Origin of the sequence: Sphingobium sp. B7D2B (genome assembly GCF_025961895.1) — a bacterium.
GTDB lineage: Bacteria > Pseudomonadota > Alphaproteobacteria > Sphingomonadales > Sphingomonadaceae > Sphingobium.
On record NZ_JAOQOM010000001.1, the window covers coordinates 1,806,910 to 1,833,434 of the forward strand.

22 protein-coding genes are annotated in these 26,525 nt (G+C 64.3%); 10 read left to right on the forward strand and 12 right to left on the reverse strand.

All coding sequences use genetic code 11. The features are described 5' to 3' along the window. The first annotated feature begins 10 nt into the window (after positions 1-10). From M2341_RS08240 to rpmE, 8 genes are all read left to right on the forward strand, one after another. Positions 11-754 (forward strand): isoprenyl transferase, encoded by a 744-nt coding sequence (locus tag M2341_RS08240; protein ID WP_264584895.1) that lies wholly within the window; start codon positions 11-13, stop codon positions 752-754. Next, positions 751-1,416 carry a phosphatidate cytidylyltransferase gene (locus M2341_RS08245; protein WP_264584896.1) on the forward strand — a complete coding sequence of 222 codons (666 nt, stop codon included), beginning with the start codon at positions 751-753 and terminating at the stop codon, positions 1,414-1,416. Before M2341_RS08240 ends, M2341_RS08245 begins: the two co-directional genes overlap by 4 nt. Continuing rightward, positions 1,413-2,579 (forward strand): 1-deoxy-D-xylulose-5-phosphate reductoisomerase, encoded by a 1,167-nt coding sequence (locus tag M2341_RS08250; RefSeq protein ID WP_264584897.1) that lies wholly within the window; start codon positions 1,413-1,415, stop codon positions 2,577-2,579. Before M2341_RS08245 ends, M2341_RS08250 begins: the two co-directional genes overlap by 4 nt. Next, positions 2,576-3,712, forward strand: coding sequence for a M50 family metallopeptidase (locus M2341_RS08255; RefSeq protein ID WP_264570126.1), 1,137 nt, complete (start codon positions 2,576-2,578; stop codon positions 3,710-3,712). Before M2341_RS08250 ends, M2341_RS08255 begins: the two co-directional genes overlap by 4 nt. A 61-nt stretch (positions 3,713-3,773) precedes the next feature. Beyond that, the gene (gene bamA / locus M2341_RS08260; RefSeq protein ID WP_413715338.1) at positions 3,774-6,500 is read left to right on the forward strand and encodes an outer membrane protein assembly factor BamA; all 2,727 of its coding nucleotides are present in this window, start codon (positions 3,774-3,776) and stop codon (positions 6,498-6,500) included. Then, on the forward strand, positions 6,500-7,171 hold the full coding sequence (locus M2341_RS08265; RefSeq protein WP_264584899.1) for an OmpH family outer membrane protein: 672 nt from the start codon (positions 6,500-6,502) through the stop codon (positions 7,169-7,171). The genes bamA and M2341_RS08265 overlap by 1 nt, the downstream gene beginning before the upstream one ends. A 6-nt stretch (positions 7,172-7,177) precedes the next feature. After that, positions 7,178-7,660: a 3-hydroxyacyl-ACP dehydratase FabZ gene (fabZ, locus tag M2341_RS08270; protein ID WP_264584900.1), complete on the forward strand. Its 483-nt coding sequence runs from the start codon at positions 7,178-7,180 to the stop codon at positions 7,658-7,660. Between the two features lie 110 nt (positions 7,661-7,770). Next, entirely contained in the window at positions 7,771-7,998 is a 228-nt protein-coding gene (gene rpmE / locus M2341_RS08275) for a 50S ribosomal protein L31 (RefSeq protein ID WP_264584901.1), read from the forward strand. 103 nt (positions 7,999-8,101) lie between these two features. Here rpmE and M2341_RS08280 read toward each other — a convergent pair whose 3' ends face one another. The 6 genes from M2341_RS08280 to M2341_RS08305 form a co-directional block, all read right to left on the reverse strand. Beyond that, a complete protein-coding gene (locus tag M2341_RS08280) occupies positions 8,102-9,298 on the reverse strand; it encodes a S41 family peptidase (RefSeq protein WP_264584902.1) in 1,197 nt (398 codons plus the stop codon). A gap of 119 nt (positions 9,299-9,417) precedes the next feature. Beyond that, positions 9,418-13,674 (reverse strand): DNA-directed RNA polymerase subunit beta', encoded by a 4,257-nt coding sequence (rpoC, locus tag M2341_RS08285; protein WP_181559466.1) that lies wholly within the window; start codon positions 13,672-13,674, stop codon positions 9,418-9,420. 80 nt (positions 13,675-13,754) lie between these two features. Beyond that, positions 13,755-17,927 carry a DNA-directed RNA polymerase subunit beta gene (rpoB, locus tag M2341_RS08290; RefSeq protein WP_264584903.1) on the reverse strand — a complete coding sequence of 1,391 codons (4,173 nt, stop codon included), beginning with the start codon at positions 17,925-17,927 and terminating at the stop codon, positions 13,755-13,757. 364 nt (positions 17,928-18,291) lie between these two features. Next, positions 18,292-18,846: a superoxide dismutase family protein gene (locus tag M2341_RS08295; protein WP_264584904.1), complete on the reverse strand. Its 555-nt coding sequence runs from the start codon at positions 18,844-18,846 to the stop codon at positions 18,292-18,294. Between the two features lie 56 nt (positions 18,847-18,902). Further along, positions 18,903-19,565: a purine phosphorylase gene (locus M2341_RS08300; RefSeq protein ID WP_264584905.1), complete on the reverse strand. Its 663-nt coding sequence runs from the start codon at positions 19,563-19,565 to the stop codon at positions 18,903-18,905. Between the two features lie 5 nt (positions 19,566-19,570). Continuing rightward, the gene (locus M2341_RS08305) at positions 19,571-20,134 is read right to left on the reverse strand and encodes an adenine phosphoribosyltransferase (RefSeq protein WP_181559470.1); all 564 of its coding nucleotides are present in this window, start codon (positions 20,132-20,134) and stop codon (positions 19,571-19,573) included. Between the two features lie 152 nt (positions 20,135-20,286). On the opposite strand from M2341_RS08305, the gene M2341_RS08310 reads away from it, so the two are divergent. Further along, positions 20,287-21,078, forward strand: a complete 792-nt coding sequence (locus M2341_RS08310; RefSeq protein ID WP_264584906.1) for a hypothetical protein — start codon at positions 20,287-20,289, stop codon at positions 21,076-21,078. A gap of 138 nt (positions 21,079-21,216) precedes the next feature. On the opposite strand, the gene rplL is transcribed toward M2341_RS08310, so the two are convergent. Then, complete coding sequence (rplL, locus tag M2341_RS08315; protein ID WP_181559472.1) at positions 21,217-21,597, reverse strand: 50S ribosomal protein L7/L12; 381 nt, start codon at positions 21,595-21,597, stop codon at positions 21,217-21,219. 83 nt (positions 21,598-21,680) lie between these two features. Continuing rightward, complete coding sequence (rplJ, locus tag M2341_RS08320) at positions 21,681-22,196, reverse strand: 50S ribosomal protein L10 (RefSeq protein WP_181559473.1); 516 nt, start codon at positions 22,194-22,196, stop codon at positions 21,681-21,683. Positions 22,197-22,728: 532 nt separating this feature from the next. Between rplJ and M2341_RS08325 the strand changes: the two genes are divergently transcribed. Next, complete coding sequence (locus M2341_RS08325; protein WP_264570133.1) at positions 22,729-23,337, forward strand: PEPxxWA-CTERM sorting domain-containing protein; 609 nt, start codon at positions 22,729-22,731, stop codon at positions 23,335-23,337. A gap of 103 nt (positions 23,338-23,440) precedes the next feature. On the opposite strand, the gene M2341_RS08330 is transcribed toward M2341_RS08325, so the two are convergent. The 4 genes from M2341_RS08330 to rplK all read right to left on the reverse strand — a co-directional run bounded on the left by M2341_RS08330 (position 23,441) and on the right by rplK (position 26,373). Next, entirely contained in the window at positions 23,441-23,968 is a 528-nt protein-coding gene (locus tag M2341_RS08330; RefSeq protein WP_264584907.1) for a TIGR02281 family clan AA aspartic protease, read from the reverse strand. Between the two features lie 72 nt (positions 23,969-24,040). Further along, positions 24,041-25,051, reverse strand: a complete 1,011-nt coding sequence (locus M2341_RS08335; RefSeq protein WP_264584908.1) for a hypothetical protein — start codon at positions 25,049-25,051, stop codon at positions 24,041-24,043. A gap of 187 nt (positions 25,052-25,238) precedes the next feature. Then, positions 25,239-25,937 (reverse strand): 50S ribosomal protein L1, encoded by a 699-nt coding sequence (gene rplA / locus M2341_RS08340; protein ID WP_264584909.1) that lies wholly within the window; start codon positions 25,935-25,937, stop codon positions 25,239-25,241. 4 nt (positions 25,938-25,941) lie between these two features. Next, a complete protein-coding gene (gene rplK / locus M2341_RS08345) occupies positions 25,942-26,373 on the reverse strand; it encodes a 50S ribosomal protein L11 (RefSeq protein WP_181559478.1) in 432 nt (143 codons plus the stop codon). Between the last annotated feature and the right edge of the window lie 152 nt (positions 26,374-26,525).

Genomic DNA, 26,525 nt, shown 5'->3' on the forward strand with positions numbered 1-26,525 from the left:
GAGGTCCAGGATGACGCGCAAGGCCGCGCCGACCCCCGTCCAGACCGGCGGGGAAGGGGCGGTGCCGCGCCATGTCGCGATCATCATGGATGGCAATGGCCGCTGGGCGAAGGCGCGTCGCTTGCCACGCGTCGCCGGTCATCGCGCCGGAGCCGAGGCCGTGCGCCGTACCCTGCGGGCTGCATCCAAGCTCGGCATTGAATGCGTGACGCTCTATGCCTTTTCGTCTGAGAACTGGAAGCGGCCTGAGGACGAGATTGCCGACCTGACCGGCCTGATGAAGCAGTTTCTCCGCTCGGAAGTAGACGATCTGCACGAGGCTGGCATCCGGCTGAAGATCATCGGCAATCACCATGCCTTCGAGCCGGAAGCGGCAGCGATGGTCGATGCCGCCGTGGCGCGCACCGCCGCCAACACCGCGTCCACGCTGGTGGTCGCGCTCAATTACGGGTCGCAGGACGAACTGGCCCGCGCCATGCGCACGCTTGCCCACCAGGTGCAGGCCGGCACGCTGACGCCAGAGGCGATCACGCCCGCTGTCATCGCGGCGCAGCTCGACACTGCCGACCTGCCGCCGCTCGATCTGCTGATCCGCACCTCGGGCGAAGTGCGCCTCTCCAACTTCCTGCTCTGGCAGGCGGCCTATGCCGAGCTGTATTTCACCGAGACGCTCTGGCCGGACTTCGATGAAGCCGCGCTGGCAGCCGCGGTGGAGAGCTATGCCTGCCGCGAGCGCCGGTATGGAGGCCGATGATGGCCGAACGCGCGCCTCGCTCCGATCTGGCGGTTCGCACCGGCTCGGCGATCGTGCTGCTGGTCGGCGCAGGGCTCGCGCTATGGGCCGATGGCGCGGTGCTGATCCTGCTAGTGGCGCTGGTGAGCGCGCTCGTTTTCTGGGAATGGCGCGGCCTCGTCCGGCGCTTTCCCGATGGCACGCTCGCCCGGATGCTCTGGCTGCTCTTCGGGCTGATCTATATCGGCGGCGCGGCGCTGGCGCTGCTGTCTTTGGGCGCTGCGACGCGCTGGCTGCTGATCGGCATCGTCATCGCGACGGATGTGGGCGCCTATTTCGCCGGGCGGACGATTGGCGGACCGAAGATCGCCCCGGCGATCAGCCCCTCCAAGACCTGGGCGGGGCTGGGCGGCGGCATGACCGCCTCGGCATTGCTGGTGGCGGTTGTCGCCAGCGTGAGCCTGCAGCCCGGCTTCGTGCTGGTCAGCGCCCTGCTCGGCGCAGCCATCGCTGTGGTGGCCCAGGTGGGCGACTTCTTCGAAAGCTGGATGAAACGGCGTGCGGGCGTGAAGGATAGCGGCAATCTCATTCCGGGCCATGGCGGCATGTTCGATCGGGTGGACGGCCTGCTGCTGGCCGCCATTCTGGCTGCTCTGGCCAGCGCAGGAGGAATGCTGGGATGATCGCGCCGCGCACAGTTTCCGTCTTCGGCGCGACCGGGTCGGTTGGCACCTCCACGCTCGATCTCATCGCGCGCGAGCCGGAGGCGTTCGAGGTTCTGGCCGTGACCGCCGGGGACGATGTCGACAAGCTCGCCGCGATCGCCGTCACGCACCGCGCCCGCCGCGCCGTCATCGCCAATGAGAGCCGTTATGGCGCGCTCAAGGCTGCGCTGGCCGGTAGCGGCATCGAGGCCGCCGCCGGCGGCGAGGCACTGATCGAGGCGGCCCAAATGGGCGCGGACTGGACCATGGCCGCCATTGTCGGCTGCGCGGGACTGGCTCCCACGCTTGCTGCGGTCGCCGGGGGCAAGACCGTGGCGCTGGCCAACAAGGAGGCCTTGGTTTCGGCCGGTGACGTCATGATGGCGGCGGTCGCCCGCAGTGGCGCCGCGCTGCTGCCGGTCGACAGTGAGCACAACGCAATCTTCCAGTGCCTCGCAAGCGGCGGCCTCGACGCCGTGCGCAAGATCACGCTCACCGCCAGCGGCGGCCCGTTCCGCACGCTCAGCCGCGAGGCAATGCGCGCGGTGACGCCGGCGCAGGCCGTCAAGCATCCCAACTGGTCGATGGGCCGCAAGATCAGCATCGACAGCGCGACGATGATGAACAAGGGACTGGAGCTGATCGAGGCCTACCACCTCTTCCCTATCGGCCTTGAGCGCTTCTCGATCCTCGTTCACCCGCAATCGGTCATTCACTCGATGGTCGAATATCGCGATCGGTCGACCATTGCGCAGCTGGGTTGCCCGGATATGCGCATCCCCATCGCCAGCGCTTTGGCCTGGCCGCAGCGCATGGAGACGCCCTGCGAACCGCTCGATCTGGCCACGCTTGGCCGGCTCGACTTCGAGGCGCCCGATGAGGAGCGCTTCCCCGCGCTGCGCCTTGCGCGCGAGGCGATCCAGGCCGGCGGCGGCGCACCGGCCATTCTCAATGCCGCCAACGAGATCGCCGTTGGCGCGTTCCTCGATGGGCGGATCGGCTTTCTTGATATTGGCCGGATCGTCGAAGACGTGCTAGCCCGCAGCGACGCCGGCCGCATCGCTACGCTCGAGGATGTTCAGGCCATCGACAGGTCGGCGCGTGCAATGGCCGAGCAGCTGACGGCGGAGCTCATCAATTGACCGATAACCCCGGTTTCTTCTTCACGATCCTCGCGTTCCTGCTGGTCATCGGCCCGCTCGTGTTCGTTCATGAGCTGGGACATTATCTCGTCGGCCGCTGGTTCGGCGTTCATGCCGAGACCTTTTCCATCGGCTTCGGCAAGGAGGTCTTCGCCTGGCATGACAAGCGCGGCACGCGCTGGCGCGTCGCGGCGCTGCCGCTCGGCGGCTACGTCAAGTTCGCCGGAGACATGAACGCGGCCAGCCAGTCCGACCCGAGCTGGCTGCAACTGCCGCCGGATGAGCGCAACCGCACCTTCCAGTCCAAGTCGGTCGGCAAGCGCGCGCTGATCGTGCTGGCCGGGCCGCTTATCAATCTGCTGTTCGCCGCGATCATTCTGGGCGGCTTTGCTTATGCCTATGGCGAGAATGTCACCCCGGCCGACGTGACGGCGGTGGAAGCCAATTCCGCGGCGGACCGCGCCGGCATCCTGTCCGGGGACAAGATTCGCGGCGTGGATGGCAAGCCGGTGGAGCTGTTTGGCGAGCTGCGCCAGATCATCGTGACCAAGCTGCCCGGCGAGGAGGTCACTCTCACCGTCGAGCGTGGCGGGGCAGCGCGCCAGATTCCGGTGAAGATCGGCGAGGTCGTTCAAGTCGATCGATTCGGCAACGAGTTCCGTTATGGCGCGCTCGGCGTGCGTAGCCTTGAATCGGTTTCGCGCCCTGTCGGGTTGCTCGAGGCGCCCTGGGTCGGCGTGCGCCGCACGGGCGAGCTGATCGGCATGATGGCGAGCGGCCTCGCCGACATCGTCACCGGGCGACGCTCAGTCGATGAACTGGGCGGGCCGCTTAAGATCGCGCAGATTTCCGGCGAGCAGGCGGCATTGGGGCCGGAGGCGCTGATTGCCTTCGTTGCGCTGGTCTCCATTAACTTGGGGTTCATCAATCTCTTGCCAATTCCCATGCTCGACGGGGGTCATTTGTTCTTCTACGGAATAGAAGCTATTCAGCGCAGGCCGGTCAGTCCACGCTTTCAGGAAATGGCGTTTCGGTCGGGCCTCGCGCTTTTGCTGGGACTGATGATCTTCGTGACTTTGAACGATCTGGCGTCGTTTGGCGTCTGGCGAGGGCTGAGCGGCTTGATTGGCTGATCGGGTTGGGGCAGGGGAGGCAGCGCGGATGCGGCTTCCCCGGATGAAGTGCATTCAGGACATGTCGAGGAATCTGAGTTTGAGCGAAGCAGCACGCATTTCATCGACACAGGGCCGCCTCGCGCCGTTGCTCCTGTGTGGCACCATCCTGGCGGGCTTCGGGTCCGTGCCGGCGACGGCACAGGCCACCGGAAGCGCCACAGCGCAGCCGGCCCCCGCGCTGCCCTCCGCGCCTGCGGTTCAGCCGGTGACCGCCGAAGAGCGCACCATCTCCGCCATCACGGTGGAAGGTGCCCAGCGCCTCGAGGGGGACACGGTCCTCTCCTATACCAAGCTGCGGATCGGCAACAAATACACCCGCGAGACGCTCGACGAGGCGCTGCGCGAGCTTTACGCCAGCGAACTGTTCTCGGATGTGCAGATCCGCGACAATCAGGGCGCGCTCACCATCCAGGTGACCGAGAACCCGGTCATCAATCGTATCGTGCTGGAGGGCAATAAGCGCCTCAAGGACGACAAGATCCTTCCCGAAATCCGCATGGCGCCCCGGCAGATCTACACGCGCTCCAAGGTGCGTGCGGACGTCGCCCGGATCATCGAGCTGTATCGTCGCCAGGGCCGGTTCGCGGCGGTCGTGGATCCCAAGCTGGTGCAGCTGGACCAGAACCGCGTCGACATCGTCTACGAGATCACGGAAGGGCCGAAATCCAAGGTCCGCCAGATCAACATCATCGGCAACGACAAATTCTCCGATGGGCAGCTGCGCAGCGAGATGGCGACCAAGCAGTCGCGCTGGTTCCGCGTCTTCTCGTCCGGCACTACCTACGATCCCGACCGTCTGGCCTATGACCAGCAGAAGGTCCGTCAGTTCTACCTGACGCAGGGCTATGCCGATTTTCGCGTCGTGTCGGCCGTTGCCGAGCTGACGTCGAACAAGCAGGACTTCATCATCACCTATGTGGTGGAGGAAGGCGACCGCTACAAGTTCGGCGACGTGACCGTGCAGAGCGATATTCGCGACCTCAGTTCCGAGGGCCTGTCCCGCTCGCTGCGGATGAAGAAGGGCGACTGGTACAACGCCAAGGCCGTGGAAGACACGGTCGAGCAGCTCAACCAGACCGCCGGTCTGTTCGGCTATGCTTTCGCCGACGTGCAGCCCGAGTTCAATCGCAGCCGCGAAGACCTCACCATGGGCATCACCTTCCGCATCGCCAACGCGCCGCGCGTCTATGTCGAGCGGATCGATATCAACGGCAACACGCTGACGCAGGACAAGGTGATCCGCCGGGAGTTCCGTCTGCACGAGGGCGACGCGTTCAACACCTTCCAGGTCCGCCGCTCGCAGGACCGGATCAACTCGCTGGGCTTCTTCCAGGAGCGTCTGGAGATCGACCAGAAGCCGGGTTCCGCGCCCGACCGCATCGTGCTGGAAACCAATGTCGAGGAAAAGGCGACCGGTGAGCTTCAGCTTTCCGCTGGTTTCTCGAGCCTTGAGCGCTTCATCCTCTCGGCATCGGTCACGCAGCGCAACTTCCGCGGCATGGGCCAGGAACTGCGCACTTCGGTCAATTATTCGAGCTACTCAAAGTCCGTGAACGTCGGCTTCACCGAGCCCTACTTCCTGGACAAGAACATCGCGCTGGGCGGCGATATCTTCCGGCAGGATACGAACTCGTTCAACTACCTGTCCGGTAATGACCGCAACACGCTGTACAGCCAGGTCCGCACCGGCTTCCAGCTGCGCGCCGGTCTGCCGATTACCGAATATCTCTCGCTGGCGCTGCGCTATGGCCTCTCGTTCGAGGACGTGACGCTGGACAAGGCCAACTATTACTCCGACCGTGAGCAGGCCGGCAACTTCCAGTGCGACCCTCTGCGCGCAAGCCAGTATCTGTGCGATGCCATCGGCAAGCGCACCACGTCGTCGATCGGCTATTCGCTAATTTATGACATGCGGGACAACCGCATCCGTCCCACGCGCGGGCACAGCATCACGTTCAGTCAGGACTTTGCCGGTCTGGGCGGTAACGTCCGTTACCTGCGCAACCGTCTCTCTGCCGATAAATACTGGCCGCTCGGCGGCGGCTTCATCTTCTCGGTGAAGGGCGAGGCTGGCTACATCCATTCGTTCGAAGATGGCGCGGGGCCGAATTCCGACCCCGTCCGCCTCGTCGATCGCTTCTTCCTGGGTGAGCCTCAGTTGCGCGGCTTCGATATTCGCGGCGTCGGACCGCGGATCGTGCGCAAGCCTTATCTGTACGACGAGAACAATAACGTCATCGGGCTCAGTGAAAACCGCGACCAGTGGTCCGACGACGCTCTGGGCGGCCGCGCTTACTATCTCACGCACTTTGAGATCGAGATTCCGCTTGGTGCCGGCGCGCGCGACATGGGCCTGCGTCCGTCAGTGTTCATCGATGCCGGTGCCGTCTTCGGCGTCCGTCGTCCTAACTTGATCGACCTACCCCAGAACATCGATTTCCCCATCCGGGATGCCAGCGGCTTGAGGCAGTGCATCACGCCTGCGACCGACACGACCGCCAGCTCGCTTTCGTCCATTCCCGATGGCGCTAGCTGTCCTTCCGGTACGACGCCTTACGTAACGTCGATTGGCGGCTTCAAGGAAGTCTTCCTCGGCGACAGCTCCAAACCGCGCGTTTCGGTCGGTTTCGGCGTGAACTGGAATTCGCCCTTCGGTCCGTTCCGGATCGATATCGCCAAGGCCCTGGTGAAGGTCGACGGCGATGATACCAAGCTTGTAACCTTCAACATAGGGACACAATTCTGATGCGTAACTCCATCTTTTCCGCTGTTGCGCTCGCAACGGCATCGGTCGCCGCCCTCAGCGTTTCAGCGCCGGTTTCCGCACAGGTCAAGCAGGCGATTGCCGTCGTCAACATCGACGAGGCGATCGGCCAGTCCAGCGCGGCCACCACGGCCAGCCAGCAGATGCAGGTGACCTACAAGTCGAATATCGATCAGATCAACACACGTCGCACCGCGCTGCAGACCGAGATCCAGCAGAAGCAGACGGCGCTGCAGACCGCGGCGCAGGCCGCTGGCCAGAACCCGCCCCCTGCCACGCAGACCACCCTGCAGAACCAGTATAACGAGTTGCAGCGTCGCGCGCAGGAAGCGCAGGCCGAACTGCAGCGTCTCGAGCAGCCGCTCCAGCTCGCCCGCGCCTATGTGCTCGAGCAGATCGGCGCCAAGCTGCCCGAGGCCATGCGCAACGTGATGACCAAGAACAAGATCGACCTGCTGGTGAAGGCGGAAGCTGCAGAAGCCTTCCAGCCCACGGCGGACGTCACCCGTCTGCTCGTGCAGGAGATCAACGCGCTGGTTCCGTCCGTCAGCATCACGCCGCCGCAGGGCTGGCAGCCCGGTGGTCAGCAGCAGCAGCAGCCTGCCGCTGCCGCGCCGGCTGCGCGCACGCCGACGGCTGGCGAAGGGCGCTAATCACCGATGAGCGAAACGGAAAGCGCAGAGGCTGAACAGAGCGGCGGACTCGATATCCGTGGCGTGCTGGCAGCCTTGCCGCATCGTTACCCGTTGCTGCTGGTCGACCGTGTGGTCTCGATGGTTCCCAAGGCCTCGATCCACGCGGTCAAGGCGGTGTCGATGAACGAGCAGTTCTTCCAGGGGCATTTCCCCGGCCGGCCGATCATGCCGGGCGTGCTCATCGTCGAGGCGATTGCCCAGGCTGCCGGCATCCTCGCCGTCGAGTCTCTCGGGCTCGCCGGCACGGGCAAGCTCGTTTATTTCATGACCATTGAGGGCGCGAAGTTCCGTGCGCCTGTCGAGCCGGGGCATCTGCTGGACCTCCATGTCGAGTTCACGCAGCTGCGCGGTTCGGTCTGCAAATTCTCCGGCAAGGCCAGCATCGACGGCAAATTGTGCGCAGAAACAAACTGCGTCGCGATGATCGCCGATCCGCCGAAGGACTGAGCGGGACACAAACCCCGGGGAGCCTTGCCAAGCCGGCCCTTTCCCGCTAAGGGCCGCGCTTCCCTAACGCCCCGGACCGGTCGGAAACCGGTCATTTCAGGAGCCGACACATGAAAAAAGACACGCATCCCGAATATCATCTCATCACCGTGCAGATGACGGACGGGACCAGCTTCCAGACCCGCTCGACCTGGGGCAAGGAAGGCGACACGATGACGCTGGAAATCGATCCGACGTCGCACCCGGCATGGACCGGCGGTCAGCGCCAGCTCGATCAGGGCGGCCGTGTTGCCCAGTTCAACAAGCGCTTCGGTGGCCTCACGCTCAAGAAGAGCTGAGCGGGCTCAACCCAAGGTTTCAGAGGAAGGCTCCGGTTTCCGGGGCCTTTTTCTTTATCGTCAGCGCCGATGAAGGCGTGACTACGCCCCATTCTGGCGACAGTCAGCGCGCTGTATCCGTCGGGATCGGCTCGGGCTGGAAAGCTTCCCTCGGCGTCCCATCGACAGCGTACAGGCGCTCGGTCGGCAATTTGATGATCACGCCGGATTTGGGCAGCGCATGATCGTAGATCGCGCCCAGGAGCCCCGCCATCCTGCTGCCTTGCACGCGCGCGCCTATGGCATGCAGGCCAATCGCCAGACCTTCGCCCATGCTCCCCGTCCAGCGTGACACGCGCACGAAGACCGGGCCGGCATGATGCTTCCCCGCCCGTGGCAGCACCTGCTCGATCCACTGCCGCGCAATGCCGGTCTCGCGCTGTTCGACGGGCAGGTTGTGAATTTGATAGGCGGTGGGCTGGGTGACGAACCAGCCCATGATCGCCCGAGCGACCGTCGTATTGCCGCCGCTGGCCGTGTCCGTCAGGTCGAGAATGATCGGCTTGCCCGGCGTCAGCGCTGCCATGGCCGTATCGAAGGCCGGGATCGTGTCATCGCGCCCGAGGGAATCGTGGAAACGGATGATCGCCGCGCCGCTGGCGTCCTCGGCAACCGAGAGCGGCGGCATATCCGGATGCTTGAGGGCGTACAGATTGGGCAGTTCGACCGTGCGCGCTGACCTGCCGCCGGCCTTCACGGTCAGCTGTCGCGGCCGGTCGCGACGGCCCGCCGCGAGCACGCGCGCGGCATAGCCGCCATCGCCTTCGCCCGGCGCGACGCCGAGGTCGGTCCAGAGCGCGTCGACCGCTGCCTGTACAGGCGTTCCGGCAATGGCGATCAGCTCGTCGCCGGCTTGCACACCGGCCTGTTCCGCCGGGCTGCCGGCCCGGACCTGCTCGATACGATAGCCAGCGCCGCGCCGCTCGATCCACAGGTCACCGAAGCTTGGGAAAACCGCCCAGCTGTTGGAGAAGGAGGCGCCCGTGATCGCATGATGATCGGCGAGAACCATGAGGGCGCGTTCTGCAAGGCGGATGAGGCCATCCTCATCGCGCACCGCCTCGGCTTCCGCCTGGAGCCGGGAGGGTAGGCGATATTCGCCGCCTGCAAGGCGCTCGGGATAGGCATAGGTTTCCGCGATGATGCCCGGAAGTGCACGGGCATCCTCCTGATAGGGATTGGTCTGGCCCAGCGCGCCACTGGCAGAGAGGGCGAGGGCGCCCAAAGTCAGGGCAAGGCGGCAGAACCTCAGTTTCAGCATCATATGTCCTGCGGCCAGGGGAGTCGATGCCACAGGATATCGCGCCTGACATCCAAGCAAAAGGCCCGCCGGATCGCTCCGGCGGGCCTCTCTATTTTCTTCCGAAAAGGACCTGATGCTTAGTTCATGTCCTCGGTGGTGAAGTCCTCACCCTGCACCTTGCCGAGCGGATCGTCGCCGATGGCAGCTTCCACGGGCTGGCGCAGCTCCGCCTCATGCTCTTCGGCGGCGGTCTGCGGCGCCACGAGGTGAACCTCGTTGGCGGCCCGCATGGCGGCGCGGAGCGCGGCATCGCGGCTGTTCGCGGCGATCCGCATCCGGTTCATCGAGGAGCCGGTGCCGGCCGGGATCAGACGCCCGACGATCACATTCTCCTTGAGGCCGATCAGCGTGTCCTTCTTGCCCTGAACGGCCGCCTCGGTGAGGACCCGGGTCGTTTCCTGGAAGGAGGCAGCCGAGATGAAGCTGCGGGTCTGCAGCGACGCCTTGGTGATGCCGAGGAGCACGGGCTTGCCGAAGGCCGGCTGCTGGCCGGGCGCCAGGCGGGCGTTCACTTCGTCCATTTCCTCGCGATCGACCTGCTCGCCTGCCAGCAGCGTGGTGTCGCCGCCGTCGGTGATCTCAACCTTCTGCAGCATCTGGCGAACGATCACCTCGATGTGCTTGTCGTTGATCTTCACGCCCTGCAGTCGATAGACCTCCTGGATCTCCGCGACCATATATTCCGAAAGCGGCTCGATGCCGAGCACTTCGAGAATGTCGTGGGGATCGGGCGAACCGCCGATCAGGTTGTCGCCACGCTTCACGTAGTCGCCTTCCTGAACGTCGATCACCTTGCTCTTGGGGATCAGATACTCGACCGGCTCGCCGCCATCCTCGGGGAGGATCGCGATCTTGCGCTTGGCCTTATAGTCCTTGAGGAACTGAACGCGGCCCGAGACCCGTGCGATGATCGCATTGTCCTTGGGCTTGCGCGCCTCGAACAGCTCCGCCACGCGCGGCAGACCGCCCGTGATGTCGCGGGTCTTGGCAGCCTCGCGGGAGACACGGGCCAGCACGTCACCGGCCTGCACCTGCGCACCATCCTCGACCGAGAGCGTCGCGCCCGGTGCCAGAAGGTAGCGCGCTGCCTCGCCGGAGGCATCGTCCAGCAGGGTCAGGCGCGGACGCAGATCGTCCTTGGAACGGGACGGGGCACGATATTCGGTCACCACGCGCTGCGTGATGCCGGTGGCCTCGTCCGCCTGTTCGGTCAGCGTCTTGCCGTCGATCAGGTCCTGATACTTCACGATACCCGGCTTCTCGGTGATCACCGGCTGCGTGAACGGATCCCACTCGGCGATGCGGTCGCCCTGCTTCACCTTGGCGCCATGCTTGAACAGGATGGCGGCACCATAAGGCAGGCGATGGACCGCACGCTCGCGGCCTTCATCGTCGATGATCGCCAGTTCGCCATTGCGGGCCAGCGACAGGTTACGGCCATGCTTGTCCGTGATGGTCGGCATGTCGCGCAGTTCGATCGAACCGTCGGAGACGGCCTCGAGGTTGGACTGCTCGTTGAGCTGGGCGGCACCGCCGATGTGGAAGGTCCGCATCGTCAGCTGCGTGCCCGGCTCACCGATCGACTGGGCGGCGATCACGCCGACAGCCTCACCGATGTTCACCGGCGTACCGCGGGCGAGATCACGCCCGTAGCACTTGGCGCACACGCCCATCTTGGATTCGCAGATCAGCGGCGAGCGGATCTTGACGGCCTGAACGCCGATGGCCTCGATCTTGGCGACCATCGCCTCGTCCAGCAGCTCGCCCTCGGGGACGATGACCGAGCCATCCTTGCTGTCCACAATGTCCTCGGCCGTGGTGCGACCGAGCACGCGCTCGCCGAGCGATGCGATCACGCTGCCGCCCTGGATGATGGCCTTCATCTCCAGCGCCTTCTGCGTGCCGCAATCCACCTCGACGATGGTGCAGTCCTGGCTCACGTCGACCAGACGGCGGGTCAGGTAACCCGAGTTCGCCGTCTTGAGCGCCGTGTCGGCCAGACCCTTACGGGCGCCGTGCGTCGAGTTGAAATACTCAAGAACGGTCAGGCCTTCCTTGAAGTTCGAGATGATCGGCGTTTCGATGATCTCGCCCGACGGCTTGGCCATCAGGCCGCGCATACCGGCCAGCTGCTTCATCTGCGCCGGGGAGCCACGGGCACCCGAGTGGCTCATCATGTAGATCGAGTTGATCGGCTTCAGGCGGCCCGTATCCGGGTCCTGCGGCATCGAGCGGATCTCGTCCATCATGGCGTTGGCCACGCGGTCACCGCAGCCCGACCAGGCGTCGATCACCTTGTTGTACTTTTCCTGCTGGGTGATCAGGCCGTCCTGATACTGCTGCTCATAGTCGGCAACCAGCGCCTTGGTCTCATCGACCAGAGCCACCTTGCTGTCCGGAATGATCATGTCGTCCTTGCCGAACGAGATGCCGGCCTGGAACGCGTGGCGGAAGCCCAGCGCCATGATGGCGTCGGCAAACAGCACCGTGTCCTTCTGGCCAGTGTGACGATAGACCTCGTCGATCACGTCGCCCACGTCCTTCTTGGTGAGCAGGCGGTTGACGGCGTCGAACGGCACCTTGTGGCTCTTGGGAAGGCACTCGCCGATCAACATACGGCCCGGCGTGGTTTCCACGCGGCGCATGTAGGTCTCGCCATTCTCATCCGTCTGCGGCACGCGGCTGATGATCTTGCTGTGCAGCGTCACCGCCTTGGCGAAGAGGGCCTGGTGGACCTCCTGCATGTCGGCGAGGATCATGCCTTCGCCCGGCTCGCCGGCCAGTTCCATCGACAGATAATAGATACCCAGCACCATGTCCTGCGAGGGCACGATGATCGGCTTGCCGTTGGCGGGCGAGAGGATGTTGTTGGTGGACATCATCAGCACGCGCGCTTCCAACTGGGCCTCAAGGCTCAGCGGAACGTGGACGGCCATCTGGTCACCGTCGAAGTCGGCGTTGAACGCGGCGCAGACCAGCGGGTGAAGCTGGATGGCCTTGCCCTCGATCAGCACGGGCTCGAACGCCTGAATGCCGAGGCGGTGGAGCGTCGGAGCGCGGTTCAGCAGCACAGGGTGCTCGCGGATCACCTCATCGAGGATGTCCCAGACTTCCTTGCGCTCCTTCTCGACCCACTTCTTCGCCTGCTTGAGGGTCATGGAGAGACCCTTGGCGTCGAGACGGGCGTAGATGAACGGCTTGAATAGCTCGAGCGCCATCTTCTTGGGCAGACCGCACTGGTGCAGCTTGAGCTCCGGACCGGTCACGATGACCGAACGGCCGGAATAGTCGACGCGCTTGCCGAGCAGGTTCTGGCGGAAGCGGCCCTGCTTGCCCTTGAGCATGTCGGAGAGCGACTTGAGCGGACGCTTGTTGGCGCCGGTGATGACGCGGCCGCGACGGCCGTTGTCGAACAGGGCGTCAACGGCTTCCTGCAGCATGCGCTTCTCGTTGCGGACGATGATGTCCGGCGCACGCAGCTCCATCAGGCGCTTCAAGCGATTGTTGCGGTTGATGACGCGACGATAGAGATCGTTGAGGTCCGAGGTCGCGAAGCGGCCGCCGTCCAGCGGCACCAGCGGGCGCAGTTCGGGCGGAATGACCGGCACCACGTCGAGGATCATCCATTCCGGGCGGTTGCCGGAATCGATGAAGCTTTCCACCACCTTGAGGCGCTTGATGATCTTCTTGGGCTTCAGCTCCGACTTAGTCGTCGCCAGCTCCTCCATCAGCGCCTTCTGCTCGCCCTCGAGATCGAGGTCCATGAGCATCTGCTTGACAGCCTCTGCGCCGATGCCGGCGGAGAAGGCGTCTTCGCCATACTCGTCCTGCGCCTCGACCAGCTCGTCCTCGTTGAGAAGCTGATACTTCTCCAGCGGGGTGAGGCCCGGCTCGATGACGATGTAGCTCTCGAAGTAGAGAACGCGCTCAAGCTGCTTGAGCTGCATGTCGAGCAGCAGGCCGATGCGCGAAGGCAGCGACTTGAGGAACCAGATGTGGGCAACCGGCGCGGCCAGCTCGATATGGCCCATGCGCTCGCGGCGGACCTTGGAAACGGTCACTTCCACGCCGCACTTTTCGCAGACGATACCCTTGTACTTCATGCGCTTGTACTTGCCGCACAGGCACTCATAATCCTTGATCGGGCCGAAGATGCGCGCGCAGAACAGGCCGTCACGCTCGGGCTTGAACGTGCGATAGTTGATCGTCTCCGGCTTCTTGATCTCGCCGAAGGACCAGCTGCGGATGCGCTCAGGCGACGCAATGCCGATCTGGATCTGGTCGAAGGTTTCCGGCTTGGCCATCGGATTGGCGAAGGTGGTCAGTTCGTTCATGTCTCAATTCCCTGCAGAGGGCTGAAGTTCGTAAAGGGGCGAAGGGGAGGGGCGCCGCGCGAGCAGCGCCCCTTGTCCCATTATTCCGCCGCCTCGGGCAGTTCGTCGTCGCCATCGCTGTCGGAGACGTCTTCCAGCGCCGCCAGCTCAACATTGAGGCCGAGCGAGCGCATTTCCTTCACGAGCACGTTGAAGCTTTCCGGAATGCCGGCCTCGAAGGTGTCGTCACCCTTGACGATCGCCTCATAGACCTTGGTACGACCGACCACGTCGTCGGACTTGACCGTGAGCATTTCCTGCAGCGTGTAGGCTGCACCATAAGCCTGCAGTGCCCAGACCTCCATCTCACCGAAGCGCTGACCACCGAACTGGGCCTTACCGCCCAGCGGCTGCTGGGTGACGAGGCTGTAGGGGCCGATGGAACGGGCGTGGATCTTGTCGTCCACAAGGTGGTGCAGCTTGAGCATGTAGATGATGCCCACCGTCACCTTGCGGTCGAACGCGTCACCGGTCCGGCCGTCATAGAGCGTGGACTGGCCCGACGTATCGAGCCCTGCCAGCTGCAGCATGGCCGAAACGTCGGCTTCACGCGCACCGTCGAACACCGGTGTCGCGATCGGAACGCCGGTCACGAGGTTGGAAGCAAGCTCGATGACCTGCTCAGCCGAGCGGGACTTGATCTCGTCCGCATAATCCTCGCCATAGACGGTCAGCAGGCGCTCCTTCACCGCTTCCGGCATTTCACCGCCGGTCGCGTTCGGGTTGGCCTCGCGCCAGTCGCGCAGGGCATGCTTGATCTGCTGGCCAAGCCCGCGGGCGGCCCAACCAAGGTGCGTCTCGAAGATCTGCCCGACATTCATGCGCGACGGCACGCCCAGCGGGTTGAGCACGATGTCGACCGGGGTGCCATCCTCCAGGAACGGCATGTCCTCGACCGGCAGGATGCGCGAGATGACGCCCTTGTTGCCGTGACGGCCGGCCATCTTATCGCCCGGTTGCAGCTTGCGCTTCACCGCGACGAAGACCTTGACCATCTTGAGCACGCCCGGGGGCAGCTCGTCGCCGCGCTGCAGCTTCTCGACACGGTCCTCGAACTTCTCGACGATGACCTTCACGGCCTCGTCATACTGCGTCTTGACCGCTTCGAGCTGCGACTGGCGGGCATCGTCCGCAACCGCGAACTTCCACCACTCGTGACGCTCGACCTCAGAGAGTAGCTCCTCGGTGATGTCGACGCCCTTCTTGACACCCTTGGGCGCTGCCGTGGCCGTCTGGCCGACCAGCATCTCGCGCAGGCGGTTGAAGGTGGCGCGATTGAGGATCGCGCGCTCGTCCTCGCGGTCCTTGGCGAGACGGTCGATTTCCTCGCGCTCGATGGCCATCGCGCGCTCGTCCTTGTCGATGCCGTGACGGTTGAACACGCGCACCTCGACGATCGTACCAGCCACGCCCGGCGGCAGGCGAAGCGAGGTGTCGCGCACATCGCTGGCCTTCTCACCGAAGATGGCGCGGAGAAGCTTCTCTTCCGGCGTCATCGGGCTTTCACCCTTGGGCGTGATCTTGCCGACGAGAATATCGCCAGGCTCCACCTCGGCGCCGATGTATACAATGCCCGCCTCGTCGAGGTTGCGCAGGGCTTCCTCGCCGACGTTGGGGATGTCGCGGGTGATGTCTTCCGGCCCGAGCTTGGTGTCGCGGGCCATCACTTCGAACTCCTCGATGTGGATCGAGGTGAAGACGTCGTCCTTCACGATCCGCTCGGAGATCAGGATGGAGTCCTCGTAGTTGTAGCCATTCCAGGGCATGAACGCGACGAGGCTGTTGCGGCCCAGGGCCAGTTCGCCCAGCTCGGTCGAGGGACCGTCGGCGATCACGTCGCCAGCCTTCACATGCTCGCCCACTTTCACCAGCGGACGCTGGTTGATGCAGGTATCCTGGTTGGAGCGCTGGAACTTCATCAGCGTGTAGATGTCGACGCCCGACTTGCCGGCCTCGATCTCTTCGGTGGCGCGGATCACGATGCGGGTGGCGTCCACCTGATCGACGATGCCCGAGCGCTTGGCCGCGATAGCGGCGCCGGAGTCGCGCGCAACCGTCTCTTCCATGCCGGTGCCGACGAACGGCGCCTCGGCCTGAACGAGCGGCACGGCCTGACGCTGCATGTTCGATCCCATGAGCGCGCGGTTGGCGTCATCGTTTTCCAGGAAGGGAATGAGCGATGCGGCAACCGAAACGAGCTGCTTGGGGCTGACGTCCATCAGCGTGATGTGGTCGCGCGGCGCCATCAGGAACTCGCCGGCCTCACGGGCGGAGATGAGATCCTCGGCGAAGGTGCCGTCCGGGTTCACTTCGGCGTTGGCCTGCGCGATCGTGTGCTTGGCCTCTTCCATGGCGGAGAGGTACACGACCTCGTCCGTCACCTTGTTGTCGATGACCTTGCGATAGGGCGTCTCGATGAAGCCGTACTTGTTGACGCGCGAGAAGCTCGCCAGCGAGTTGATCAGACCGATGTTCGGGCCTTCCGGCGTCTCAATCGGGCAGATGCGGCCATAATGGGTCGGGTGAACGTCGCGGACCTCGAAGCCGGCGCGCTCACGGGTGAGACCACCCGGGCCCAATGCCGAAACGCGACGCTTGTGCGTGATTTCGGAGAGCGGGTTGGTCTGGTCCATAAACTGCGAGAGCTGCGAGGAGCCGAAGAACTCGCGCACTGCGGCCACGGCGGGCTTGGCGTTGATGAGGTCGTTCGGCATCACCGTCGAGACATCGACGCTGGACATGCGCTCCTTCACGGCGCGCTCCATGCGGAGCAGGCCGACGCGATACTGGTTTTCGAGCAGCTCGCCGACCGAACGCACGCGGCGGTTGCCGAGATTGTCGATGTCGTCGATCTCGCCCTTGCCGTCCTTGAGGTTCACCAGCTCCTTGACCACCGCGAGGATGTCCTCGCGGCGCAGCGTCGTGATGGTGTCCTCGGCGTCGAGGCCAAGGCGCATGTTCAGCTTCACGCGGCCCACGGCCGAGAGGTCATAGCGCTCGCCGTCAAAGAACAGGCCTTCGAACAGGGCTTCGGCGGTCTCGCGCGTCGGCGGCTCGCCGGGGCGCATGACGCGGTAGATGTCCGAAAGCGCGTGGTCGCGGTCCTCGGCCTTGTCGACCTTGAGCGTGTTGCGGATCCAGGGACCCGTGTTCACATGGTCGATGTCGAGCAGTTCGAGGCGGTCGATACCGGCCGCATCCAGCTTGGCGAGGTTCTCGGGCGAGACCTCGTCGCCGGCTTCGATGTAGATCTCGCCGGTGCTCTCATTGATGAGGTCATAGGCGCTGTAGCGACCATAGACTTCCTCGGTCGGGATCACGAGCGCTTCCAGGCCGTCCTTGGCGGCCTTGAGCGCCGCACGCGGGCTGATCTTCTGCCCGGCCGCGAACACCACTTCGCCGGTCTTGGCGTCGATGATGTCGAAGGTGGGCTTGAGGCCGCGCCAGGCGTCCGCCGTATAGGGGATCTGCCAGCCATTCTCGCCGCGCACATAGGTGACCTTGTTGTAGAACTCGCCGAGGATTTCCTCGCTGTTCAGGCCAAGCGCGAAGAGCAGGGCAGTGACCGGCAGCTTGCGCTTGCGGTCGATACGCACGTTCACGATGTCCTTGGCGTCGAACTCGAAGTCCAGCCACGAGCCACGATACGGGATGACGCGGGCGGCAAAGAGATACTTGCCCGAAGAGTGCGTCTTGCCACGGTCATGGTCGAACAGGACGCCCGGCGAGCGGTGCATCTGGGACACGATGACGCGCTCTGTACCATTGACGATGAAGGTGCCATTGCCGGTCATGAGCGGCATGTCGCCCATGTAGACATCCTGCTCCTTGATATCGAGAACCGAACGGGTCTCGGTGTCCTGATCGACTTCGAAGACGATCAGGCGGAGCGTGACGCGCATCGGCGCGGCGTAGGTGATGCCGCGCTGACGGCATTCCTCGGTGTCGTACTTGGGATCTTCCAGCTCATAGTGGACGAAGTCCAGCTCGGCCGTGCCGGCAAAGTCGCGGATCGGGAAGACGCTGCGCAGCGTCTTCTCAAGGCCGGACACATAGCCGATTGCGGGATTGGACCGCAGGAACTGCTCATAGCTTTCGCGCTGAACCTCGATGAGGTTCGGCATTTCCACGACCTCGTGGATGTTGCCGAATACCTTGCGGATGCGCTTGGTGGCGCTTTCGCCGGGCTTGATGGGGAGAGCCTTGGTTGCCATGCCAGAGATACCTGACCTTCCTGCGTGTTGTGGTCCCGATAATATTTTTCGCATTGCAACGAAAATTCAGCCTTTTGCTGCGGCTGCGCACCTCGATTGGAGGGCTGCGAGCACGCAAAAAAGTGCGGGCCGGGGCTGTCCGATCCGCACTTGAGCGTCATATGAACCTCGCCGTCACCCCATATGTGATGCATGTCGTGCGCAACGCGTCATGCTTGCCCGGGTAGCGGAAGGCGACTGGCGGGCAGATGCCCGACCAATCCGAATGACCAGCGATATAAGGCCATCGCGCGGCATTGCAAGGGGCTTGCGGCCCGCTGCAATGCCTTTGCGGCGCTGATCGGAGACGGACCCAGATCTGCGATCAGGATTCCTTGCGGTAGAACACGCCGCACATCACCCGGCCGCCACTATTGCCCGTGGGGTCGGTGCGCATGTCGTCGGCGTCTGCGTGGATCACCAGCGCCGCGCCATCGTCGTCCAGCAGGGTTGCCATGTTGGTGTGCGCCATGAACGTCATCTTGGCCGCGCCGCGTGCGTCAGCCGTGATCATCGACAAGTCGCCGGCATGGGGGCCTTGCGGGTTCTCAGTGCCATGCTGCTTGCTCTCGGGGTTGAGGTGGCCGCCGGCCGATACGAAATCGGGCAGGGTGCATTTGCCGATGGCGTGAATGTGCATCCCGTGCGCACCCGGCGTCAGCCCGCGTGTCACCTCCACGCTGCCGCGCATATGACCGTCTTCCGGCACCAGCGTCGCGACACCGGTGCGGTTGCCCTGGCCATCATAGAGGATCGCCTCGGCGAAGGGCTCGGGCGTGGGCATCGGCCCCGCCGGGGCCTTGGCGCCGCAGCCCTGCAAGGCCAGACAGAAGCCGGTGGCGGCGAGGAGGAGGGGGGAAGCAGCAAAATGAGCCATCATGTCTCTCTGTGTTGGGGCGATGCAGTCGGTTCAATCTAGCGTGTTGTCCGGCGAGGTCAAAGCAGGTCGAGCACCCGTTCCATGGCAAGCGCGGCCCGGCGGGAGGCGGCGCGGAGGTTGGCGTGGAAATCCCCGGCACTGTCGGGATTGGCATCGTCCGTCACCGCCTTGATGCCGCCCCAGGGGAGACCGCACTGGGCGGCATATTGGGCGAGCGCGCCGGTTTCCATGTCGACGATGTCGGCCTCCAGCGCAGCCACGAGATGGGCGGCATAGGCGCCATCCTCGATGAATGCGTCACCGCTGGCGATGCAAGCATGGGGCAGGGCGCTGCCGGGATCGGGCATGGCCGCATAAGGCGTGACATTGGCCGGCCCCATTGGCCAGGCGCCAGCGGGGTAGTGCACGAAGGCATCCGGGCGACGCGCGCCATAATCATGCTGGACGGCGCGGGTGAGCCAGAAGCAATCACCGGCCAGAGCGCTCAGCTTGCCGGCTGTTCCGAGGATCATCAGCAGGTCTGCGTCATGGAGCGCGTGCAGCCGCGCGGCGGCGGCGGCGATGTTCACCTTGCCGATGCCCGTCGTCGCGATGTGGACCACATGGCGCCCGGTGTCGACGCAGCGCACCAGCGGCCAGTCGCCGTCCAGCCTGTCGCCCACGTCCGGCAGAAAGGCATCGGCCTCCTCGGGCAGGGCGGCGAGCATCAGGATGCGCATGCGGCTCAATGCCCTTCAAAGGTGATGAGGGAGAGGGGCGTGATGCCCACGTCCCTGAGGCGCGCCGCACCGCCCAGCTCGGGCAGGTCGATGACGAACGCCGCCTGATCGACAATGGCACCTTCGCCCCGCAGCAGGGCAGCGCCGGCTAGCGCGGTCCCGCCGGTCGCCAGCAGATCGTCCACCAGCAGCACCCGTTGCCCCGGTCGCACGGCGCCCTGATGCATCTCGATCCGGTCGGTGCCATATTCGAGCGCATAATCAATGCCGACCGTCGCGCCGGGCAGCTTGCCGGACTTGCGCAGCATCAGCTTGCCCTTGCCGAGCTTGTAGGAGAGCCCGGCTGCGACGATGAACCCGCGCGCCTCGATGCCGGCGATGAGGTCGACCTGGGCCGGATCGACCATTGCCGCGATCCGGTCAATCGTCGCCCGGAAGCCTTCGCCATCCAGCAACAGGGTCGAAACGTCGCGAAACTGGATGCCGGGAATCGGATAGTCCGGGACGGTCCGCACCAGCGCTTTGAGGTCGTCATTGTTCGTCGTGGTGAGAGAAGATGTCTCGGCCATGAGGATGGGTCCCTTCGATAATCGGCTGGCGCAGGCCGCACGTGTCGGCGCAAGGATCGGGCGGCACAGGGCGCCTTTTGTCCCTCACGCTTTACATTGGCGCGACGATATGCTGATCGCAGTCTGTCCCGAAATGGGTCGGTGGGGTCATAATGAGATTGCCTGTTGTCTTTCCAGGGATGGCGTCGATCGCCTGCCTTCTCGCCGTGAGTCCGGCGGCAGGGCAAGCGGAAACTGCGTTTGCCCGGGCCAGCTCCAGCCTTCTCGATCTCCAGAAGCTCACCAGCCTGCTGCTCCCGCCTGCCTTCGGGCAGGATAATCAGGTGCGGGCGCCGATGCTGATCGCCAATGAGGTGCGGCCCGAGAGCCGGGACCGACTGGCCCAGCCCTCCGCGCGGCCGGAGTCGCGCGACCGCCTCGCGCGGCCGGTGAGCGAATTGCCGGCCTATCGCCCGGAGAGCCGCGATCCCTTGGCGCGCTCCTATGAGGATGTGCGCAAGGCGCGGCCCGAGTTGCTGGACTCTGGTTCAAAGGCGGTGGCCCTGGCGCAGGATGTCGCGCCGACCAATGAGAGCGTGGCCACGGCGCCTTCCATGAATAGCGCAGATGGGCCACCCGTGCCGATCGCGCTGTCCGCAGTGCCGATGGGCGCAGGGTCCGCCGGGCCGACCTTGCAACGCACGCAGGGCAAGGCCGAGGGCCTCGGTCTAGCGCAATATCTTTCCGCGCCATGGCAGCAGATCGGCTTCATTGCCGGCTTGGTGCTGCTCGCCAGTCTGCTCTTCTGGCGGCTGGGCATGCGCGGGCGGCAGGGGCCGCTGGCCCTGACCGACTATGGACGGGCCGAGCGCTCCGCTGCCCGAGAGGAAGCTGACAGAGCACGCTACCCGACGCTGCGCGAAGCCATCGAGGCGATGAAGGCCGAGGCCGCCACACGCCGTTGATCGGCATCGGGGCGCCATCGATCACGCCTGATCCACGCGACGATCCCTGCTAAGCAAAAAAGAAGCGCGCCCGGATCGCTCCGGACGCGCTTCTTTTTGTCGGGCGGGAACGGCTGGGCCGCTCCCCTCCCATCAAGCTTACTTGATCTCGACGGTCGCGCCGGCTTCCTCGAGCTTCTTCTTCAGCTCTTCGGACTCCGCCTTGTTCACGCCCTCCTTCACAGCCTTCGGCGCGCCTTCGACGAGCGCCTTGGCTTCCGTCAGGCCGAGACCGGTGATGGCGCGGACTTCCTTGATGACGTTGATCTTCTTGCCACCATCGTTGACGAGGATCACGTCGAACTCGGTCTTCTCTTCAGCAGCGGGGGCATCGCCACCGGCGCCACCGGCGGGCGCAGCAACCGCGACTGCGGCAGCAGCGGAAACGCCCCACTTCTCTTCAAGAGCCTTCGACAGCTCAGCAGCTTCGAGAACGGTCAGCGCGGAGAGCTGGTCGACGAGCGAGTTGATATCAGCCATGTAATTCACTCCATTTTCTAGCGGGGCCGGGTCTGGCCCAAGTCAATTGATTGCAACTGTCTGCCGGGAAGGCGGCCTGAAGATCAGGCAGCGTCCTTGGTGGCATAAGCGTTGAAGACGCGCGCGAGCTGCGCGGCCGGTTCCTTGGTGACGACTGCGAGCTTGGTCGCCGGGGCCTGAATGAGGCCGATCAGCGTTGCGCGCATCTGGTCGAGCGACGGCATCGAAGCCAGCGCCTTGATGCCATTGGCGTCCAGGAGCGTAGTGCCCATGGCGCCGCCGACGATCTCCAGCTTGTCGTTCGTCTTGGCGAAATCGATCGCGACCTTTGCAGCCGCAACCGGATCGGAAGACGTCGCCAGGCCCACCGGTCCAACCAGCATCTCTTCGATGCTGGCATAATCGGTGTCCTTGATGGCGATCTTGGCAAGGCGGTTCTTCGTTACCTTGTAGGTCGCGCCCGCATCGCGCATCTTCTGACGGAGCTGGGTCGACTGGGCCACGCTAAGGCCCAGATTGCGGGTCACGACGACCACGCCCATTTCCTTCAGAGATTCGTGAAGCGCGGAAACGACCTCGGTCTTTTCATTGCGATCCATGCCATTCTCCTCTGCGGCAAGGCCCGGAAGGCCCGGCCGCGTTCACACATGTGCCGCGCACGACCCGAGAGGGGCCGCAAGCGGCGAAGCAGTCCGAGGGGAAGGGTTGACTGGTCCAGCACGAGAGTGCGGACAGACCCGGATTGAGCTGCGCATCGAAGCGGAGCGCCGTCCGGCAAGAACTTTTCCCCGTCTCGGCTGGGCATTAAGATGGGCAGATCCCATCACCAGCTGTCTCGGACGGTGCACCGGGACGGACCCGGTGAGCGAAGGCCCGATAGGCGGGGCAGCCGTGAAAAGCAAGTCGTTTCCAAATCCCGCCACGGCGAGGGAGCCGGGGAGGGCGGTAGACGCCTAATTTGTGACCCTTTGGCAACGTCCTTCGGCCATCTGCGCAAAGGTGGTTAAGGCGTGGGAAAAGAAGGTTAAAGCGCTTTAATTCTTTCCGCCGCAGGTTTAGCACGGGCTCATGGAAAGCTTATCGACAGACTCGCTCCGTTGGGCGCGCCGTGAAATTGAACGGCACCGGGCTTTGATCGGTCTGGCCGTGGTGGCCAGCGCCTTGATCGCAGCCGCGCCGCACAATGAGCGCCGGATGTTCACCATCCCCGAGTTCGCCTCGGCGTTCGTCGCCGTGCCCGCGCCGGAAGAGACGTCGCTGCGCTCCGCGATCATGGGCTATCTTCGCGATGGCTGCGCGCCTGAGTTCGTCAATTCCAAGGGTGACCTGACCCAGTTGGTCAATCGCGCCGATTGCGGTCCTGGCCGTTCGCGCAACCAAGGCAGCAGCCCATTCGCGCAGAAGCCGACCGCGACGCCGAACAAGTCGCCGGTTGCGCCGACCGCCTTCTTCGCCGAGCCGGAAGCTGCCGATTTCGTATCGAACCTCAACAGCCCGCTGATCGTGACGCAGCCGACGCTGGAGCCCTCCATGGCCTCCTTCACGCCGCCGACAGGTGGTACGGGCGGTGGCGGCGGGTTCATCCCTGGCATTCCCATTCCCTTGCCCGATTTTGTGCCGCCGGTGTTCGGTTCGGTTCCCGAGCCGTCGACCTGGGCGCTGATGATCGCGGGCTTCGGTCTGGCCGGCACGATGATGCGCCGCCGCAATCCGGTGAAGGTTACCTTCGCCGCCAGCTGATGGCCGGCTTCACACGCATTTCCCGCTGAAAAGGCCAGTCCGGGGGGACTGGCCTTTTCTTTGCCGATTACGCGGCGGGATCGGTCTGGCTGGGAAGCCCGGTTCAGTGGATCGTCAAGGTGTCGCCGTTCAGGGTGACGGTGCCGAGTTGCTGGAGCGCATTCTGGCCCATCAGCGAAACCGGCAGGGCGCCATCGACCACGGCGGCGCTGATCTGTTCGATGCGCTTGCCGGCCATTTCCATCCGCTCGATCTTCGCCCAGCGCATCGCGGACGATCCGTTGACGGTGCGCATCTGTGCGCGACCGGGCAGGCTCTCATAAGTCAGGCCGAGCTTGGCCGCGTCGGCGCGATTGAGCACGACGACCGTCGCGCCGGTATCCACCACGAAGCGGATCGAATGGCCATTGGCCTTCGCCTCGACATAGAAGAGGCCGTCGGCATGGCGCTGCACGGTGTTGGCAGGCAGTTGGATGGCCGAGGCATCCAGAACTGCGGCCTCCGGCACGGCGATGTTTGCGGCGGCTTCCTTCTGGATGTTCTGGTGATCCGTGAACGGGTTGCTCAGGGCGACGGCAATGGATGCCATTGCCGCCATGATGCTACCGAATTCGAGATGGATGCCGATCATGCCGCATCATCACCCCGACTCACCCAAGAAGCGGTTTCGAGATTGAGTTAGCGCGGCATTAAGAAAGGGCGGTCAGGCGGGCGCCTGCGTCGTGTGCGAGGCCTCGATTTCCTCGTCCATCCGCTGCTTCACCCGGCGGCGGCGGCGGCCGAAGATGAAGGCGGCAAGGCCGGAGATCAGGGCCGAAATCCCGAATTCGGCGGCAAGGACGTTGTAGCGCCACGTCAGCTTGTCGAGCCCGCTGAACAGTACGAAGTTATCATCCTCGACGTCATAGCCTGCATGGCGATACAGGTTGACGATCTCGCCCGGCAGGGCCTCGCGCCGCAGAACGCCGTCGAGATAGGGCGTGAAGACGAGGTGCGAGAGGCGGAACCGCCAGACGCGCACCAAATCCTCATCCTTGGGGAAGGTGATGGGATGATAGCCTTCCGGCACATCGTTGCGCCGCACCTCGACGAAGTAGCGCAGCGGCGAGTGGTCGTCCGGCCCGGAGCGAACCGGCGCGAAATAGAGCGAGCGCTTGACCAGCAGCAGATCCTCGTTGAACTGCGCCGTCTCGCGCAGATCGATGCTGCCGGTAATGACGGCGCGGCCTTCCACCGGCGCGATCGCATCGGGCGACCCAACGACGATGCTGCGCGGGGTTCCCTCATCGGATGGCAATTGCAGCCGCAGGATCAGCACAATGACCGCCGCAAGCAGACTGCCAACGCAAACGCCGGCAAAAAAGCCCTGGAGGCGGGCAAGGCGGCCCTTCACGATGCGCAGATCGTCCTGCCGGGCAGGGCCGAAGGATTCGGTGCGGCGCTGGCGGGTACGCAGCAGCCACACGGCAGCGATGAGCGGCGCAGAGAACAATGCGGTCACCGCGACGAAGGTGAGGGTGGGCCAGTAACGATCGAAATGAAGAAACTGCCATTCGGCCAGTCGCGCGATCAACCCGCGATAATCGAGCGCCTGAAAGAGGAAGAACAGGCTGACAAGAGCGATCCAGAAGCCGAGAAGGCGAACCGCCAGATTGAGCTGTTTCGACACCCGGTCATAGGCATCCTGTCCAGCAGTTGGATGTCGCTTCTTCACCCCAATTTCCCTGTTTTTCATCTGAGTTCTATCGTCGCGTGCCTCGCCAAGCAATGCCATCGCAGGGTTAACAGGCGCTTTACGAACAAACGCCTAATCAGACCGCCGACTCAGATCACAACATCGGGCAATAAAAAAGCCCCGCCGCGGTGGATACCGGGCGGGGCGTTTTTAGAATTGGGTGAGATCAGGCCGAGGCGACCTGAGCCACGTCCACCTTTACGCCCGGGCCCATCGAGGACGACAGGGCGATCTTGCGGACATACTTGCCCTTCGAGCCCGAGGGCTTGGCCTTCACAATGGCATCGACGAAGGCGTCGAAGTTCTTGCGCAGGTCGGTTTCGCTGAAGCTGGCCTTGCCGAGACCGGCGTGAATGATGCCGGCCTTCTCGACGCGGAACTCGATCTGGCCGCCCTTGGCAGCCTTCACGGCTTCGGCGACGTTCGGCGTGACGGTGCCGAGCTTCGGGTTCGGCATCAGGCCCTTGGGACCCAGCACCTTACCGAGGCGACCGACCAGGCCCATCATGTCGGGCGTCGCGATCACGCGGTCGAAGTCGAAATTGCCGTTCTGGATGTGCTCGAGCAGATCCTCGGCACCCACGATCTCGGCGCCGGCTGCCTTGGCGGCATCCGCCTTGTCGGCGCGGGCGAAGACGGCAACGCGCACGTCCTTGCCGGTGCCGGCGGGCAGGGTGACGACGCCACGGACCATCTGGTCGGCGTGACGCGGATCGACGCCCAGGTTCATCGCGACTTCGACGGTCTCGTCGAACTTGGCGGTGGCGTTCTTCTTGATGAGCGCGATGGCTTCATCGACGCCGTGCAGCTTGTTCGCATCGACTGCGGCGGCCATTGCCTTGGCCTTCTTGGTCAGCTTTGCCATGTTCTTAGCCCTCCACCACGGTCAGGCCCATCGCGCGGGCGCTGCCTTCGATGATCTTCGTCGCGGCCTCGATGTCGTTGGCATTGAGGTCGACCATCTTCGCTTCGGCGATCTCGGCGAGCTGGGCACGCGTGATCTTGCCGGCGGAGACCTTGCCGGGCTCCTTGGAGCCGGACTTGAGGTTCACGGCCTGCTTGATGAGATAGGTTGCCGGCGGCTTCTTGGTGACGAAGGAGAAGCTGCGGTCAGCGTAGACGGTGATGATCGTGGGCAGGGGCGTACCCTTCTGCTCCTTCTCGGTCGCCGCGTTGAACGCCTTGCAGAATTCCATGATGTTCACGCCGCGCTGACCCAGGGCAGGGCCGATCGGCGGCGAGGGGTTGGCGGCTCCAGCGGGCACCTGGAGCTTGATATAGCCCGTAATTTTCTTGGCCATTACACTCACTCTGTAGAAGGCGGGGCCAATGGCGCCGCCCGGTTCAAGCTTAGCGGTCAAACGGCTGACCCTAAGGGGTCGTCCTCCCGCAATGGGCTTCCATCGGGCCTGCAAGACCGTCCGGAAGCCGGCGCCTATAGCGGTGACTGGTG

Excerpts from the sequence above, each read along its gene's own strand:
- M2341_RS08240 (WP_264584895.1), top strand. The coding sequence starts at position 11 with ATGACGCGCAAGGCCGCGCCGACCCCCGTCCAGACCGGCGGGGAAGGG.
- M2341_RS08245 (WP_264584896.1), top strand. The coding sequence starts at position 751 with ATGATGGCCGAACGCGCGCCTCGCTCCGATCTGGCGGTTCGCACCGGC.
- M2341_RS08250 (WP_264584897.1), top strand. The coding sequence starts at position 1,413 with ATGATCGCGCCGCGCACAGTTTCCGTCTTCGGCGCGACCGGGTCGGTT.
- bamA (WP_413715338.1), top strand. The coding sequence starts at position 3,774 with ATGTCGAGGAATCTGAGTTTGAGCGAAGCAGCACGCATTTCATCGACA.
- M2341_RS08265 (WP_264584899.1), top strand. The coding sequence starts at position 6,500 with ATGCGTAACTCCATCTTTTCCGCTGTTGCGCTCGCAACGGCATCGGTC.
- fabZ (WP_264584900.1), top strand. The coding sequence starts at position 7,178 with ATGAGCGAAACGGAAAGCGCAGAGGCTGAACAGAGCGGCGGACTCGAT.
- rpmE (WP_264584901.1), top strand. The coding sequence starts at position 7,771 with ATGAAAAAAGACACGCATCCCGAATATCATCTCATCACCGTGCAGATG.
- M2341_RS08280 (WP_264584902.1), bottom strand. The coding sequence starts at position 9,298 with ATGCTGAAACTGAGGTTCTGCCGCCTTGCCCTGACTTTGGGCGCCCTC.
- rpoC (WP_181559466.1), bottom strand. The coding sequence starts at position 13,674 with ATGAACGAACTGACCACCTTCGCCAATCCGATGGCCAAGCCGGAAACC.
- rpoB (WP_264584903.1), bottom strand. The coding sequence starts at position 17,927 with ATGGCAACCAAGGCTCTCCCCATCAAGCCCGGCGAAAGCGCCACCAAG.
- M2341_RS08295 (WP_264584904.1), bottom strand. The coding sequence starts at position 18,846 with ATGATGGCTCATTTTGCTGCTTCCCCCCTCCTCCTCGCCGCCACCGGC.
- M2341_RS08300 (WP_264584905.1), bottom strand. The coding sequence starts at position 19,565 with ATGCGCATCCTGATGCTCGCCGCCCTGCCCGAGGAGGCCGATGCCTTT.
- M2341_RS08305 (WP_181559470.1), bottom strand. The coding sequence starts at position 20,134 with ATGGCCGAGACATCTTCTCTCACCACGACGAACAATGACGACCTCAAA.
- M2341_RS08310 (WP_264584906.1), top strand. The coding sequence starts at position 20,287 with ATGAGATTGCCTGTTGTCTTTCCAGGGATGGCGTCGATCGCCTGCCTT.
- rplL (WP_181559472.1), bottom strand. The coding sequence starts at position 21,597 with ATGGCTGATATCAACTCGCTCGTCGACCAGCTCTCCGCGCTGACCGTT.
- rplJ (WP_181559473.1), bottom strand. The coding sequence starts at position 22,196 with ATGGATCGCAATGAAAAGACCGAGGTCGTTTCCGCGCTTCACGAATCT.
- M2341_RS08330 (WP_264584907.1), bottom strand. The coding sequence starts at position 23,968 with ATGATCGGCATCCATCTCGAATTCGGTAGCATCATGGCGGCAATGGCA.
- rplA (WP_264584909.1), bottom strand. The coding sequence starts at position 25,937 with ATGGCAAAGCTGACCAAGAAGGCCAAGGCAATGGCCGCCGCAGTCGAT.
- rplK (WP_181559478.1), bottom strand. The coding sequence starts at position 26,373 with ATGGCCAAGAAAATTACGGGCTATATCAAGCTCCAGGTGCCCGCTGGA.